This is a genomic window from Delftia sp. Cs1-4 (assembly GCF_000214395.1).
Lineage (GTDB): Bacteria > Pseudomonadota > Gammaproteobacteria > Burkholderiales > Burkholderiaceae_C > Comamonas > Comamonas acidovorans.
This window is the reverse complement of the sequence record NC_015563.1, coordinates 4,871,143-4,884,595: the sequence shown is the minus strand read 5'-3', so window position 1 is coordinate 4,884,595 and position 13,453 is coordinate 4,871,143. Positions and strand designations below refer to the sequence as shown.

The 13,453-nt window shown below is 68.6% G+C and carries 15 protein-coding genes; 9 read left to right on the top strand and 6 right to left on the bottom strand.

From position 1 onward, the window contains the following. Nucleotides 1-8 precede the first annotated feature (8 nt). Nucleotides 9-317, bottom strand: coding sequence for a hypothetical protein (locus tag DELCS14_RS21400; protein WP_013803509.1), 309 nt, complete (start codon nucleotides 315-317; stop codon nucleotides 9-11). Nucleotides 318-379: 62 nt separating this feature from the next. Further along, entirely contained in the window at nucleotides 380-1,720 is a 1,341-nt protein-coding gene (locus DELCS14_RS21395) for an ammonium transporter (protein ID WP_013803508.1), read from the bottom strand. A gap of 229 nt (nucleotides 1,721-1,949) precedes the next feature. Between DELCS14_RS21395 and blaOXA the strand changes: the two genes are divergently transcribed. Beyond that, a complete protein-coding gene (blaOXA, locus tag DELCS14_RS21390) occupies nucleotides 1,950-2,750 on the top strand; it encodes a class D beta-lactamase (RefSeq protein WP_267233144.1) in 801 nt (266 codons plus the stop codon). 29 nt (nucleotides 2,751-2,779) lie between these two features. Here blaOXA and DELCS14_RS21385 read toward each other — a convergent pair whose 3' ends face one another. Continuing rightward, the gene (locus DELCS14_RS21385) at nucleotides 2,780-3,520 is read right to left on the bottom strand and encodes an SOS response-associated peptidase (RefSeq protein WP_013803506.1); all 741 of its coding nucleotides are present in this window, start codon (nucleotides 3,518-3,520) and stop codon (nucleotides 2,780-2,782) included. A gap of 132 nt (nucleotides 3,521-3,652) precedes the next feature. Here DELCS14_RS21385 and DELCS14_RS21380 point away from each other — a divergent pair, with 132 nt between their 5' ends. Then, nucleotides 3,653-4,060: a hypothetical protein gene (locus DELCS14_RS21380; RefSeq protein ID WP_013803505.1), complete on the top strand. Its 408-nt coding sequence runs from the start codon at nucleotides 3,653-3,655 to the stop codon at nucleotides 4,058-4,060. A 39-nt stretch (nucleotides 4,061-4,099) separates the two neighbouring features. Here DELCS14_RS21380 and DELCS14_RS21375 read toward each other — a convergent pair whose 3' ends face one another. After that, nucleotides 4,100-4,903: a PhzF family phenazine biosynthesis protein gene (locus DELCS14_RS21375; RefSeq protein ID WP_013803504.1), complete on the bottom strand. Its 804-nt coding sequence runs from the start codon at nucleotides 4,901-4,903 to the stop codon at nucleotides 4,100-4,102. A 218-nt stretch (nucleotides 4,904-5,121) separates the two neighbouring features. Here DELCS14_RS21375 and DELCS14_RS21370 point away from each other — a divergent pair, with 218 nt between their 5' ends. From DELCS14_RS21370 to DELCS14_RS21340, 7 genes are all read left to right on the top strand, one after another. After that, on the top strand, nucleotides 5,122-5,721 hold the full coding sequence (locus DELCS14_RS21370) for a TetR/AcrR family transcriptional regulator (protein WP_012204257.1): 600 nt from the start codon (nucleotides 5,122-5,124) through the stop codon (nucleotides 5,719-5,721). 78 nt (nucleotides 5,722-5,799) lie between these two features. Next, nucleotides 5,800-6,990, top strand: coding sequence for an FAD/NAD(P)-binding oxidoreductase (locus DELCS14_RS21365; protein ID WP_013803503.1), 1,191 nt, complete (start codon nucleotides 5,800-5,802; stop codon nucleotides 6,988-6,990). A gap of 51 nt (nucleotides 6,991-7,041) precedes the next feature. Beyond that, nucleotides 7,042-7,470 carry a DUF1641 domain-containing protein gene (locus tag DELCS14_RS21360; protein WP_013803502.1) on the top strand — a complete coding sequence of 143 codons (429 nt, stop codon included), beginning with the start codon at nucleotides 7,042-7,044 and terminating at the stop codon, nucleotides 7,468-7,470. 184 nt (nucleotides 7,471-7,654) lie between these two features. Further along, nucleotides 7,655-8,566, top strand: a complete 912-nt coding sequence (locus tag DELCS14_RS21355; RefSeq protein ID WP_013803501.1) for an O-acetylserine/cysteine exporter — start codon at nucleotides 7,655-7,657, stop codon at nucleotides 8,564-8,566. Between the two features lie 244 nt (nucleotides 8,567-8,810). Next, entirely contained in the window at nucleotides 8,811-9,137 is a 327-nt protein-coding gene (locus DELCS14_RS21350; RefSeq protein ID WP_012204261.1) for a DUF3649 domain-containing protein, read from the top strand. Beyond that, nucleotides 9,134-10,777, top strand: a complete 1,644-nt coding sequence (locus tag DELCS14_RS21345) for a PepSY-associated TM helix domain-containing protein (protein WP_013803500.1) — start codon at nucleotides 9,134-9,136, stop codon at nucleotides 10,775-10,777. Before DELCS14_RS21350 ends, DELCS14_RS21345 begins: the two co-directional genes overlap by 4 nt. Beyond that, the gene (locus DELCS14_RS21340) at nucleotides 10,774-11,106 is read left to right on the top strand and encodes a DUF3325 family protein (protein WP_013803499.1); all 333 of its coding nucleotides are present in this window, start codon (nucleotides 10,774-10,776) and stop codon (nucleotides 11,104-11,106) included. The genes DELCS14_RS21345 and DELCS14_RS21340 overlap by 4 nt, the downstream gene beginning before the upstream one ends. 1 nt (nucleotide 11,107) lies before the next feature. On the opposite strand, the gene hpaI is transcribed toward DELCS14_RS21340, so the two are convergent. Together hpaI and DELCS14_RS21330 are read right to left on the bottom strand one after the other, a co-directional pair. Then, complete coding sequence (gene hpaI / locus DELCS14_RS21335; protein WP_013803498.1) at nucleotides 11,108-11,914, bottom strand: 4-hydroxy-2-oxoheptanedioate aldolase; 807 nt, start codon at nucleotides 11,912-11,914, stop codon at nucleotides 11,108-11,110. 30 nt (nucleotides 11,915-11,944) lie between these two features. Beyond that, a complete protein-coding gene (locus tag DELCS14_RS21330; protein ID WP_013803497.1) occupies nucleotides 11,945-13,432 on the bottom strand; it encodes an NAD-dependent succinate-semialdehyde dehydrogenase in 1,488 nt (495 codons plus the stop codon). Nucleotides 13,433-13,453: the final 21 nt, after the last annotated feature.

The following is a 13,453-nucleotide window of genomic DNA, read 5'->3' as shown; positions in this document are numbered from 1 at the left end:
GCAAGACGCTAGCGCAGCGTGCCCACGTACTTGCGGTTTTCCGCGCGCTGGCGCATCAGCTCGCCGGCGCGCTGCATGAGCGGCGAGCGCTCGGCGGGCCCGGCCAGCGCGGCATTCCAGGCCGCTTCGAAGCGATGGGTCCAGTCCACCAGTTCGGGCGTGCTGCGCGCCCCTTCCTGCTCCCGGGCGAAGCGGATGATTTCGGCGGCGTACTCGGCATTGGCCGCCAGCCATTCGGTATCGGTCACGCGGCCGCAGCTTCTGCGCAGCAGCACATGCAGGTGCGCGGCGATGGCCAGGAGTTCGCTTTCGGGCATGTAGTGGGCACTCCTTCGGTTTGACGATCATCGGGCGCCGGGCCGCTTTGCGGCTCGGCCGTTCATCCACTCAGGCGTTCGCGGTGCAGCGCCAGGTCCAGGCCCTGCAGCTCGCTTTCCTCGTCCACGCGCAGGCCGATCAGCATGTCCAGCAGCCACAGCAGCACGGCCGTGGCCACCAGCGTGAACAAGGCCACGGCCAGCACGCTCACGGCCTGGGTGAGCACGCTGCCCTGTACGCCGCCGATCTGCGGGCTGGCAAACACGCCTGTCAGCAGCGATCCCACGATGCCGCCCACGCCATGCACGCCAAACACATCCAGCGAATCGTCCGCGCCCAGCAGCCGCTTGAGGCCCGTGGCGCCCCAGTAGCAGGCGACACCGGCGATCAGGCCGATGCACAGCGCCGACAGCGGCGTCACGAAACCCGCTGCCGGCGTGATCGCCACCAGCCCGCCGACCAGCCCTGAGCACAGGCCCAGCAGCGTGGCCTTGCCGCGCACCACATACTCGGCCAGCGACCAGGCCAGGGCGCCCGCGCTGGCGGCAATGTGGGTGACAGCCAGCGCCAGGGCCGCCCGGCTGTCCCCGGCCAGCGATGAGCCGGCGTTGAAGCCGAACCAGCCCATCCACAGCAGGGCTGCGCCCATCATGGTCAAGGCCAGGTTGTAGGGCTCGAAGGGCTCGTGCCCGTAGCCGCGGCGCGGCCGCAGGAACCAGGCGCAGACCAGGCCGGCCACGCCCGCGTTCACATGCACCACGGTGCCTCCGGCAAAGTCCAGCGCGCCCATGCGCGCCAGCCAGCCGCCCGGCTCCCACACCCAGTGCGCCACCGGCGCATACACCAGCAGGCTCCACAGCCCCACAAAGATCAGCATGGCACCGAAGCGCATGCGCTCCACCCAGGCGCCCACCAGCAAGGCGGCGGTGATCACGGCAAAGGCCAGCTGGAACATGGCATAGGCTGCTTCAGGCACATGCGGCGCCAGGTGGCTCACGGCCACCAGGCCCTTGGCGGCGTTGAAATCCAGCCCCGCGAACCAGGCGCGCGAATCACCGCCTATCCACGCATTGCCGGGCGTGAAGGCCAGCGAGTAGCCGAGTGCAAACCACAGAATGCTCACCAGGCAGGCAATCGCCACCACGCTGGCCATGGTGTTGAGCACGTTCTTGCGGCGCACCATGCCCGCATAGAACAGCGCAATGCCGGGCAGCGTCATCAGCAGCACCAGCACCGTGGCCGTCATCAGCCAGACCGTGTCCACGGCGCTGATGGATTCCACCGCCACCAGCGACGGCCGCGTGATCGCCTGCTCGGCCGCCTGCGCCGTCTGCGCCGCACCCAGGACCGCGACCCATCCTCCCCCCACCAATGTTCTCAATGCCCGTGCGCACCTGTGCATGCAATGACTCCCTTGTTTGTTGTGGTCATGGGGCCGTCTGCCGTTGCCGCCATGGCTGCATTGGCCGGCCTGCAGCGGCCTTGCACAAGTCGTGCCAGCGCACACGGGGCCCTTGGGGCCCGCGCGATGCAGCCGGAACACCAAAACGGGAAAACAGCGAGTCAAAACAGGGCAGCCGGGCGGGCGGTGCACCATCGCCGTGCGGTGGTGCAGCTCTTAAACTGCCTGCATGAATCGAAGAAATCTGATGTGCGCCGCGCTGCTCGCCTGTCTGTCACAGGCGGCGCTGGCGGCTGCAGAACTGCAGGACAAGCCCGAGTGGGACCGCTTCTTTGCCGATGCCAAGGTCGATGGCAGCATCGTCGTGGTCGATGCCAGGGGCCAGGCCGAAGCCGTCTACGTCCACAACCGTGACCGCGCGGCGCGGCGCTACTCGCCCGCTTCCACCTTCAAGATCCCGCACAGCCTGTTCGCGCTGGACGCCGGGCTGCTGCGCGATGAATTCCAGCGCATTCCCTGGGATGGCGTGAAGCGCCAGTTGCCGGCCTGGAATGCCGATCAGGACCTGCGCTCTGCCATGCGCAACTCCACCCTGTGGGTGTACGAAGGCTTTGCCAGGGAGCTTGGCAGCGCGCGCGAGGCTGCCTACATGCGCAAGATCGACTACGGCAATGCGCTGGCCACGGGCGAGGCGCCGTTCTGGGTGGAGGGCGACCTGGCCATCTCGGCGCTGGAGCAGGTGGCCTTCCTGCAGCGGCTGTACCGCAATCGGCTGCCATTGCCGGTGGAGCACCAGCGGCTGGTGAAGGACGTGATGATCAACGAGGCCGGCCCGGACTGGATACTGCGCGCCAAAACCGGCTGGACGGGCCGTATCGGCTGGTGGGTGGGCTGGGTGGAATGGCCGGCCGGCCCCGTGTTCTTCGCCATGAACATGGACACGCCCCACCGGCTGGCCGACCTGCCCAAGCGCCAGGGCATCACGCGCGACATCCTGCGCTCCATCAACGCGTTGCCCAAGGCGCCGTAGCGCGCGGGACAAGGGCCAGCGCCAGCCTGTCAGCCCATCAGGCCTGGAGGCCGCTTGTCGGCCTTTCGCTCCACCGGATTGGCGGTGAGCCAGTTGGACGGGTACTGGCGCATGAACTCGCGGGCCTTTTCCACGCGCGCGTTGAGCCAGGCGTCGTAGGCGCCTTCGTTGAGAATCGCCGGCATGCGCTTTTCCGCGCCGGGCTGCTGGTAGCGGTGCAGCAGCGCATGGCTGTTGGCGTTGACCGTGAGCAGGGCGTAGCTCAGCAGCACCTCGCCGTCCGGGCCCGTCCACTGCGCCCACACGCCGGCCACGCCCATGGGCTTGCCGTCGATGCGCGAGATGCGCGTGGGCAGGGCCTTGCCGTTGCGGTAGTCATCCTCGAAAAAGGCGGCCATGGGCACGATGCAGCGCTGGCCATTGAGCCAGGCATCGCGGAAGGCCTGGGCCGTGGACACCGTTTCGGAGCGCGCATTCACCAGCTTGAGCGCGCGCAGCCGGCCGTCGGAGGCCGACTTCACCCAGTGCGGCACCAGGCCCCATTGGGCGGCAACCAGCTCGCGTGCGGGAGTGGTGGGTGCTGCAGGCGGTGTGTCGGGAGCTGCAGGTTCTGCCTGTTCAGCGGCTGCCTCTGCAGCCACGGCGACGCTGCGGATGAAAAAGCCGGACTTGCGCGGCGTCATGTTGCGCTCGCTGGCCGCGGGCGCTTCCACGTCGAAGGCGTCGCGGTAGGCGTCGGCTTGCGACAGGGATTCGTAGTGGGTACTCATGCGCGGATGGTACCTGCGTGTCTCGGGGGTATCGGCAAGGCGAGAGACTATTCCCTGCGCATTGCGAGCCCGGCGCCGCCGCCGGGTCGATACACTGCCGCGGATTCCATGGCCTCTGGAAAGGAAGCGTGAATGCGGATATGGGTACTGGGCCTTGCAGGCCTGTTGAGCGGCTGCGCAATCTCTGCAGGCATGTGCGATGCCCTGGGTCCAGGCACAACCGCGTCGCTGGTCCTGCCCCAAGGCGCCTCGGCCGAGCAGGCCTTTGCCTGCCTTGACGAAGCCATGGCCGGCGAAGAGGGGGCCTACCACCTTGGCAACGGCCATGCCATCCGCGATACCAGGGCGGGCGTGCTGGAGACGGCCGACTACGGCGCGCCCAACGTGGCGGGCTTTCGGCTGAGGGCCGAGGTGTCCAGGAGCAAGCCTGCCACTCTGGATCTGTCACTGCGCGGGGCGGGCGCCTATTGCGCCGACCTGGGCGTGGACAGGGAAATGGCCCGCCTGATCGATGGCGCCGGTCGCTGCCTTCGGCGCTGATGCGCCTTCCGCGTCGGCTCCATCGGGACGAGCCCGCAGTCAGACGGTGATCGTCCCGGTCAGGTAACGCGCGCAGTGGCCGGCCACCTCGACGCTGGCATCGGTCACTTCGCAAAACAGCGTGCCCGTGCGGCGCGAGGCCTGGTGGCCGATCAGACGGTTCTTGCCCAGCCTGCCCGCCCAGTAAGGCGCAAGCGCCGCATGGATGGAGCCCGTGACGGGATCTTCCTCGCCGCCATTGGCTGGCCAGAAATAGCGGCTGACGAAGTCATACGCGGCGCCCGCATCCGCAGGCGCCGTCACCACCACGTCCAGCGGCCCCAGCGATTTGAGGCGTTCCAGATCCGGCTTGACGGCCAGCACATCGGCCTCGGCGGCGTAGACCGCCACGTAGGCCTGCTGGTTCACAAGATAGGCCGTGGGCGCGGGCGTCAGGCCTTCGCGCAGCGCGGCCGGCACATCATCCAGCGGCTTGGCATCGCGGCGCGGGAAGGTCATGACGATGCGTCCGCCATCCTCCTGCGTGGCGGTGACCTTGCCCACGGCAGCGGCCCAGAACGTGATGCTGCGCAGCGCCGGGTCGGCCTCGAACAGCACGAAGGCGCTTGCCAGCGTGGCATGGCCGCAGAACGCGATCTCCGTGAGCGGGGAGAACCAGCGGATCTCGAAGGCGTCGCGCTCGGCACTCCAGACCAGGAACGAGGTTTCCGAGAGATTGTTCTCTGCGGCAATGGCCTGCAGCGTGGAATCGGCAAGCCATGCATCCAGGGGAATGACGGCGGCCTGATTGCCCTTGAATCGTTCCGATGTGAATGCGTCGATGACGTGAATGGGGAGTTGCATTTGCAAAAGGCCTTTGGGTCGGATTCGTGTGCAGCCGGTCATTCTTGTCTCTGTCTCCAATGGCTGCGCGCGGATTCTACGGTCCCGCAGGGCAATGGCCGGGAATGGGCCGGGCATTGCGGCTGATGCACTGGGTACCGTCTTTTCTGGAAAACCCTGGTGTAGTTTGCAAGTGCTTGTGAAAAATAGAATGAAGATTCGTTCTACTATCGGTTCCCATGCAAGACGAGGCCTGGACCTTCTTTCCGCACGCGGGATCGCGCCATGTGCAGACGCTGCGCGTGGCGCTCAGGCTGTTCGTGGAGCGGGGCTTCTTCAATACCTCGATACAGGACCTGTGCGCCGAGGCCGGCGTGTCCATCGGTTTCTTCTACAACCACTTTGCCGACAAGGAAGGCATTGCGCGCGAGCTGTACCGGCATTTGCTGGCGCGCATGAATGTGCTGCTCGACGATATCGAGGAGCGGCACGCGGGCAGCGCCCAGCGCTGCCGCGAGGTGCTGCGCATGCTGTTCGGGCTGGCCGAGGCCGAGCCCGAGGCCATGGGCTTCGTGGTCAATGCGCGCCACCGCGAGTTTCTGCCCGACGAGCAGGCCATCTGCTCGGCCTCGGCCTTCGTGCGCATGCGCGGCTTCGTGTTCGCCGGCATGACCGATGGCGAGATCCGCCAGATGGAGCCCATGGTGGCGGCCAGCCTGATGTACGGCAGCGCGATCCGCATGATCTGCCTGCGGCTGGACGGCATCATCGACACGCCCATAGAGCCCCTGTTCGACGCGCTCTGGGACGGGGTGTGGCGATCGCTCAAGCCTGACTGAGCGGCGCATTTTCCGGCGCTGGCGCCGTGCGGCGCCAGCGGTTGTTCCACTGAGGCGAAAGCACAAGGAGTAGCAGGGATGGCGCATCACATCTTGATCATCGGAGGGGGCATTGGCGGCACCATGACCGCCAACCACCTGGTCAGCAAGCTGTATCCGGAGGTGGTCACGGGCAAGGTGCGCATCACCATGCTGTCGAACTCGCCCTGGCACTACTACAAGCCGGCCTTCATGTACGTGGCCTTCAATGCCTTCTTCCGCGACGAGTTGCGGCGCAGGCAGCGCGGCCTGCTGCGGCCCGAGATCGACTTCCAGGTGGAAGAGGTGGAACGCTTCGACTTTGCGCTGCAGGCCGTGCACTGCAAGAGCGGCAAGCGCTTCGGCTACGACCATCTGGTGATCTCCACGGGCTGCGTGCCCTCGCCCGAGCGCATCGAAGGCCTGGCCGAGGCCGGCGACCACTTCTACCAGCACGCGCCCGCGCGGCAGCTGGCCGACAAGCTGGCGCGCATAGAAAAGGGCCGCATCTTCGTCACCGTCACCTTTCCCAAGACGCCCAATGTGCCGCACCAGTGCGGCATCGCGCCCATAGAGACCACGCTGATGCTGGACGACCTGCTGCGCCGGCGCGGCGTGCGCGACAAGGTGGAGATCGTCTACACCTATCCCACGGTCTCGCAGCTGCTGCGCAACTGCCTGTTCCTGCAGAAGGACACCTGCGAGATCCTGCCCACGGTGTTCGAGCAGCGCGGCATTCGCCACCAGCGCGGATTCACGCTGGCGCGCGTGGACCCCGAGGCCAAGGTGGCCCACTCGGAGGAGGGACAGGCCGAAGACTTCGACATCCTCATGGCCACGCCGCCCATACGCGCCGTGCAGGCCGTGCGCGACTGCGGCCTGTCGCAGGCGCAGGACGGCGAGGGCTGGCTGCCCACCGACCACGAGACCATGCAGGTGCTGGGCCAGAGCCATGTCTATGTGCTGGGCGATACGGTGGACCTGCCGGTGAGCAAGGCCGGCGGCGCCTGCCACAACCAGTCGCCCGTGGTGGTGAACAACATCGCCTCGCAGATCCGCTTCGGCCGCACCAGCGATGCCTACGACGGGCGCGTGGTGGCCATCGCCCAGATGGGCCTGGACGGCGGCATGCCGCTTTGGTACGACTACCAGGTCGACGTCAAGCCCACGCCGCCGACCAAGGTCGGCTCGATGATGCGCAAGGGCTTCAACCGCGGCATGTACTGGGCCGTGGCCCGCGCCCTGGTCTGAGGCCAGGGCCTTTGCATTGTCATTCCAAGCACGAAGACAAGGAGCACCGAGATGAACATCGCTTCCGACATTCCCGTGGCGCAGCCCGCCGCCGGCGGCCTGCTGCAGGACGACGCCGCGCTGCAGGGTCTGGCCGAGCTTGTGGGCAAGCTGGAGCCGCTGCTGGCGGGCCGACGCCTGAACCGCGTGGTCGATCTGCTGTCGGCCACGGCGGACCTGGTGGACATGGCAGACGACTACATGGTCGAGAAGGTCGCCAAGGCCTTCGAGGATGGCGTGGGCGGGGCCTGGGCCGCGGGCAATGCCGCGCGCATGGCGGCGGCCCAGGTGCAGGCCATGGAGGAAACGCCCACCCTGATCGGCCTGATGCGCATGGCACGCGAGCCCGATGTGCGGCGCGGCCTGGCCTTCCTCCTGGCCCTGGCCGGCGCGCTGGGGCGCCAGCATGCCCACGACCCCATCGACTACGCGGCGGACTGAAACGCAGGGCCGAGCCACGGCCGCCCGGCAGCGCACGGGCTGCGGTGGTACAAACGCCGGGGGCGGATGTGATCCGCCCCTTTTCTTTTTGCCCATTGCCCGCCATGCCTTCTTCCTGTTCCTTGCCGGTGCTGCCGGCCGCTGTCCCTGACCATTGCAGGCCCCGCTGCACCGAGGGCAGGGCATGACCGCGCAGCACCTGAGCCGTGGCGACTGGGCGCGTGCGCTGCTGGTCATCCTGATCTGGGGCACCAACTTCGTGGCCATGAAGTTCGGCCTGTTGACGCTGTCGCCCATGCTGCTGAGCGCGCTGCGCTTCGTGGTGGCGTCGCTGCCGTTCCTGCTGTTCGTGCGCCCGCCCAAGTCGGTGGGCTGGCGCTATCTGGCCGCCTATGGGCTGGTGCAGGGCGTGGGCCAGTTCGGCATGCTGTTCCTGGGCCTGAAGCTGGGCATGCCGGCCGGCATGGCCTCGGTGGTGCTGCAGACACAGGCCTTCGTCACGCTGCTGCTGGCCGCCTTCCTGCTGGGCGAGCCCGCGCGCCTGTGGCATTGGCTGGGCCTGGTGGTATCGCTGGGCGGGCTGGTTGCCATTGGCAGCGCCCATGGCGAAGGCGACAACGCCATGACGCTGGCCGGCTTTTTGCTGACCGTGGGCGCAGCCTGCATGTGGGCCGTGTCCAACATGATCACGCGCTATGCGGCGCGCAGCGGCCCCTACGAGCCCTTCCCCTTCATCGTCTGGAGCAGCATCTTTCCCATTGCGCCGCTGATGGCCCTGGCCGTCTGGACCGATGGCGCGGATACGGTCGTGCAGCAACTGGCGGGGATCGACCTGACCGCCGTGGCCTCCATCCTGTACCTGGCGCTGCTGGCCACGCTGCTGGGCTATGGCCTGTGGACGCGCCTGCTGCAGCGCTATGCGGCCGGCACGGTGGCGCCGCTGTCTCTGATGGTGCCGGTGGTGGGCCTGGTCTCGGCCATGCTGCTGCTGGGCGAACGGCCTACCTTCATGCAGTGGATGGGCACGCTGGCCGTGCTGGCGGGCATGGTGATCAACCAGTTCGGCGGGCGCTGGCTGGCGGGGCGGGCGCGATAGGGGAAAAGGCGCCAGGGAGATGGCCGGGGCCGGTGGCAGGAGGCCGGCTTTGCATTTCTTTAAATGACTCGGGTAATAAAAATCATTATCATTCCCGCTCTTTGAAAGGCGGCGTGCTTCAGGCGCGCGGCCAACGCCCGGCGCCGCACAGACCTTGAACTGTTGTGGCGCCTTTGTCCGTCCGGGCCTGCGCTGCGGCCGCGGCGTCCGGAACGGGCAACGATCCGCAAGAAAGGTCATCTCCATGCAAGCCTCGACCCCGGGAGGGTCCTCTCCATCCTTGCTGCGCTACCGCGTGGCCGTGGCCTCGCGCGCCTTGGCAGCGATCGGCGGCGGCTATCTGCTGTCGGCCGCCTGCGCCGCCACGGGCGCGCGCGCCATGGTCTGGCTGGGCGTGGAACGGGCCGATGCGGCGCTGGGCTCGACCCTGCTGGCCTTCATCATCTACGCCGTGGCGGCCATGTGGGCCTTTGGCTGCGCCAGCGCCTGGCGCGCCTGGGCCGTGATCGGCCTGCCGGGCGCGGGCCTGGGACTTCTGGCCTGGATGCTGTCGAACGGAGCCGCCGCATGAGGGCAGACGGCAAACCCGAGGGACTGCGCCAGTCCATGTCCTGGCTGCACACCTGGAGCGGCCTGCTGCTGGGCTGGCTGCTCTACGCGGTGTTCTTCACGGGCACCCTGAGCTATTTCCGCGACGAGATCAACGACTGGATGCGGCCCGAGCTGCACGGCTCGGTGCAGGACGCCGACACCGCGCAGCGCGCACTGGGCGCCATGCAGCGCATCGCGCCGGAGGCCACGACCTGGACGCTGGGCCTGCCCGGCCCGCGCCAGGTGGCGGTGGCCGCATCCTGGCGCGAGCCCGGCGCCGCCACGGGCCGCGCAGGCACCAAGCGCGCCGAGATCGACGCCGCCACGGGCGAGAAGCTGGAGCCGCGCGAGACACGCGCCGGCAACTTCTTCTACCGCTTCCACTTCGAGCTGCACGCCATGCCGCGCATCTGGGGCCGCTGGATCGTGGGCTTCGCCACCATGCTGATGTTCGTGGCCATCATCACGGGCGTGATCACGCACAAGAAGATCTTCACGGACTTCTTCACCTTCCGCCCGCGCAAGGGCCAGCGCTCCTGGCTGGACGCGCACAACGCCACGGCCGTGCTGGCATTGCCGTTTCACATCGTCATCACCTTCAGCGGCCTGGTGCTGCTGATGTTCATGCTCATGCCCTGGGGCATACAGGCGGCTTACAACGGCGACACCAATGCCTACTTCGCCGATGTGCGCGGGGCACGCGGGCAGGCGGCCAACCAGGGCCCGGGCGCGCGCGGTGGCAAACAGGAGCGCCAGGCGGCCGCGCTGGCCGATATCGCGCCCATGATGGCCGAGGGCGCGCGCCGCTGGCCCGAGCACGGCGTGGGCAGCATCACGGTCAACGCGCCCGGCACCTCGCGCGCGGTGGTCGAGCTGCGCGAAGGCGGCGGCATGAGCCTCATCAACCGCGGCCAGTCCGAGACCCTGCGCTTCGACGGCGTGACCGGCCAGTTGCAGGCCAGCCCCGAGGCGCCCGCCATCTCCTGGGTGCGCGCCACCAGCAACGTGATCACCGGCGTGCACCTGGGCCGCTTTGCAGAGCCCGCCACGCGCTGGCTGCTGCTGCTCAGCGGCGTGGTCGGCACCTTCATGGCCGCGTCGGGCATGGTGCTGTGGGTGGTCAAGCGCATGCCCGAGCGCCGCAAGTTGGGCCGCACGCCCTTCGGCCACCGTCTGGTGGAGGTGCTCAACGTGGGCTCCATCGCGGGCCTGTCGGTGGCCGTGGCCGGCTTCTTCTGGCTCAACCGCCTGCTGCCCGTGCCCATGCAGGGGCGCGCCGACTGGGAAATCAACGGCTTCTTCATCATCTGGCTGCTGTGCCTGCTGCATCCGCTGCTGGTCTCGCACCGCAATGCCTGGCTGCAGCAGATGGCGCTGGCCGCCGTGCTGTATGCGCTGCTGCCCCTGCTCAACCTGCTGACGGGCGGCGCATCGCTGGTGCAGACCCTGGCCAACGGGCAGTGGAGCATCGCCAGCTTCGAGCTGCTGATGCTGGGCCTGGCCGCCATCCACGGCGTAGTGGCCTGGTGGCTGCTGCGCGGCAAGCCGGCAGCGGCTGCAGTGCCCCGCACGCAAGCCCGGGCCGCCAGCCATGCCCCCACGCTGGAGCGCGCGTCATGATGATTCTTGCCGCCTTTTTTCTGGCCTTTGCAGGCTTTGCCGTCGTCGCCGCTTCCATGGACCGGCACCAGGACCAGCTAGGCACCGAAGGCCTGACGCCCGCGCGCCTGAAGGCCTGGCGGCTGGCCGGCTACGCGCTGCTGGCCGTGTCGCTGGCGCCTTGCCTGCTGCGCTGGAATGCCTCGGTGGCCGTGGCCGCCTGGCTGGGCCTGCTGACCTTTGCGGCCCTGGCCCTGGGCCTGCTGCTGACCTATGCGCCGCAGTTCGCGCGGCGCGTGGCCGCTGCTGCAGCGGCGGCGGGGCTGCTGGCCTGGCTGGTGGCTGGCTGATTCAATAGGCGGCAGCTGCCTGCTGTGCAGGCTCGGCCACCGGCGAATCATCGAACTGCCCCCGCAGCCTTCGCGCCGCATTCGCAAACAGCAGCACATCCACGCCCACGGCCACGAAGCTGCAGCCCAGATCCAGGTAGCGGCGGGCCAGGGCGGGGTCCGAGGTCAGGGTGCCGGCCGCCTTGCCGCTGGCGATGATGGTCTTCATGGCGGCTTCGATGGCGGCCTGCACCTCGGGGTGGCCGGGGTTGCCGCGGTGGCCCATGGAGGCGGCCAGGTCGGCGGGGCCGATGAAGATGCCGTGCACGCCGTCCACCGCGCAGATGGCTTCAAGGTTGTGCAGCGCGGTCACGGTCTCGGCCTGTACCAGCAGGCAGACCTCGTCGTCGGCCACTTGCAGGTAGTCGGCGCGTGCGCTCCACTGCGATGCGCGGCCCACGGCGCTGCCCACGCCGCGCACGCCCAGCGGCGGGTAGCGCGTGGCGGACACCACGGCGCGCGCCTGTTCGGCCGTGTCCACCATGGGCACGAGCAAGGTGGTGGCGCCTATGTCCAGCATCTGCTTGATCAGGGCCGTGCTGCCTTCGACCACGCGCACCACGGCTTGGGCCGGGTGCGGGGCCACGGCCTGCAGCGCGGCCAGGGTGCTGCGCACGTCGTTGGGCGCGTGCTCGCCGTCGATCAGCAGCCAGTCGTAGCCGCAGGTGGCGGCCGCCTCGGCCAGGTAGGGGTCGGCCATGGACAGCCACAGGCCGATGCGGGGCTGGCCTGCGGCCAGGGCGGTCTTGAAGGGGTTATGGGTTGGCATGGTGTCCGGTGATTTCGTTGAGGGAAACATTCAGTCCAGCAGGCCCTGGCAGACGTACTTGGTGTGCAGGTAGTCGTCCAGGCCGTGGGTGGAGCCCTCGCGGCCGTAGCCCGACTCCTTGACGCCGCCGAAGGGCGCTGCCTCGGCGGCCAGCGCGCCTTCGTTGATGCCGACGATGCCGGTCTCCAACGCATCGGCCATGCGCCAGATGCGGCGTGCGTCGTTGCTGTAGAAGTAGGCGGCCAGGCCGAAGGGCGTGTCGTTGGCGGCGGCGATGACCTCGTCCTCGCTGTCGAAGACGGTGAGCGGTGCCACGGGGCCGAAGGTTTCCTCGCAGGCGCAGGCCATGCTGGCATCGGCGCCCGTGAGCACGGTGGGCGCGTAGTAGTTGGTGCCCAGGGCATCCAGGCGCCTGCCGCCCGTGAGCACCCTGGCGCCGCGCGCCACGGCGTCCTGCACATGGCGCTCGATCTTTTCCACGGCGCGCGCGTTGATCATGGGGCCGATCTGCGAGGCCGGGTCGCTGGCCGGGCCCACATGCAGCGCGGCCACACGCGCGGCCAGCTTCTGTGCAAACACGTCGTGCACGCTGCGGTGCACGAAGACGCGGTTGGGGCACACGCAGGTCTGGCCGCCATTGCGGAACTTGGCGGCCATGAAGCCATCGACGGCGGCCTCGATGTCGGCGTCCTCGAAGACGATGAAGGGCGCATTGCCGCCCAGCTCCAGCGAGAGCTTCTTGAGCGTGTCGGCGCTGCGCCGCGCCAGATGCTTGCCCACGGGCGTGGAGCCCGTGAAGGTGATCTTGCGCACGCGCGCGTCGTCCAGCCAGACATCCACCACCTCGGGCGTCTTTTCGCGCGAGGCCGTGACGATGTTGAGCACGCCGGCCGGCACGCCCGCCTCCTGGGCCAGCAGCACCAGGGCCAGCGAGGTCAGCGGCGTGTCTTCCGCGGGCTTGCAGACCACGGTGCAGCCGGCGGCCAGCGCGGGCGCGATCTTGCGGGCGATCATGGCGGCCGGAAAGTTCCAGGGCGTGATGGCGGCCACCACGCCCACGGGCTCGCGCAGCGCAAACATGCGCCGGCCCGGCACGGGCGCGGGAATGATCTCGCCGTTCATGCGCGTGGCCTCTTCGGCAAACCATTCGATGTAGCTGGCCGCATAGGCGACCTCGCCCTTGCCCTCGGCCAGGGGCTTGCCCTGCTCGCGGCTGATGAGGCGGCCCAGGTCGTCCTGGTGGGCCAGCACCAGGTCGTTCCAGCGCTTGATGATGGCGGCGCGCTGTTTGGCAGGCGTCCTGCGCCAGGCGGGGAAGGCGGCATGCGCGGCGTCCAGCGCGGCGTGGGCCTCGGCGGCGCCGGAGTCGGGCACCTCGGTGATCAGTGCGCCCGTGGCGGGGTCGGTCACGGCCAGGCGTGGGGCAGGTGCGGCGGGCGTGGCCGTCGCGGTCGTCCATTGGCCGGCGATGAAGTTGGCGCTGCGCAGCAGCTCGGGGCGGGTCAGGGTCAGTGGCATGGAATCGGTGGATGCAGGTGT

Bases quoted from the DNA above. Each gene is read 5' to 3' on its own strand.
- DELCS14_RS21370 (WP_012204257.1), top strand. From the start codon at position 5,122: ATGCAAGACGAGGCCTGGACCTTCTTTCCGCACGCGGGATCGCGCCAT.
- DELCS14_RS21360 (WP_013803502.1), top strand. From the start codon at position 7,042: ATGAACATCGCTTCCGACATTCCCGTGGCGCAGCCCGCCGCCGGCGGC.
- DELCS14_RS21365 (WP_013803503.1), top strand. From the start codon at position 5,800: ATGGCGCATCACATCTTGATCATCGGAGGGGGCATTGGCGGCACCATG.
- hpaI (WP_013803498.1), bottom strand. From the start codon at position 11,914: ATGCCAACCCATAACCCCTTCAAGACCGCCCTGGCCGCAGGCCAGCCC.
- DELCS14_RS21355 (WP_013803501.1), top strand. From the start codon at position 7,655: ATGACCGCGCAGCACCTGAGCCGTGGCGACTGGGCGCGTGCGCTGCTG.
- DELCS14_RS21350 (WP_012204261.1), top strand. From the start codon at position 8,811: ATGCAAGCCTCGACCCCGGGAGGGTCCTCTCCATCCTTGCTGCGCTAC.
- DELCS14_RS21400 (WP_013803509.1), bottom strand. From the start codon at position 317: ATGCCCGAAAGCGAACTCCTGGCCATCGCCGCGCACCTGCATGTGCTG.
- blaOXA (WP_267233144.1), top strand. From the start codon at position 1,950: ATGAATCGAAGAAATCTGATGTGCGCCGCGCTGCTCGCCTGTCTGTCA.
- DELCS14_RS21330 (WP_013803497.1), bottom strand. From the start codon at position 13,432: ATGCCACTGACCCTGACCCGCCCCGAGCTGCTGCGCAGCGCCAACTTC.
- DELCS14_RS21375 (WP_013803504.1), bottom strand. From the start codon at position 4,903: ATGCAACTCCCCATTCACGTCATCGACGCATTCACATCGGAACGATTC.
- DELCS14_RS21380 (WP_013803505.1), top strand. From the start codon at position 3,653: ATGCGGATATGGGTACTGGGCCTTGCAGGCCTGTTGAGCGGCTGCGCA.
- DELCS14_RS21340 (WP_013803499.1), top strand. From the start codon at position 10,774: ATGATGATTCTTGCCGCCTTTTTTCTGGCCTTTGCAGGCTTTGCCGTC.
- DELCS14_RS21395 (WP_013803508.1), bottom strand. From the start codon at position 1,720: ATGCACAGGTGCGCACGGGCATTGAGAACATTGGTGGGGGGAGGATGG.
- DELCS14_RS21385 (WP_013803506.1), bottom strand. From the start codon at position 3,520: ATGAGTACCCACTACGAATCCCTGTCGCAAGCCGACGCCTACCGCGAC.
- DELCS14_RS21345 (WP_013803500.1), top strand. From the start codon at position 9,134: ATGAGGGCAGACGGCAAACCCGAGGGACTGCGCCAGTCCATGTCCTGG.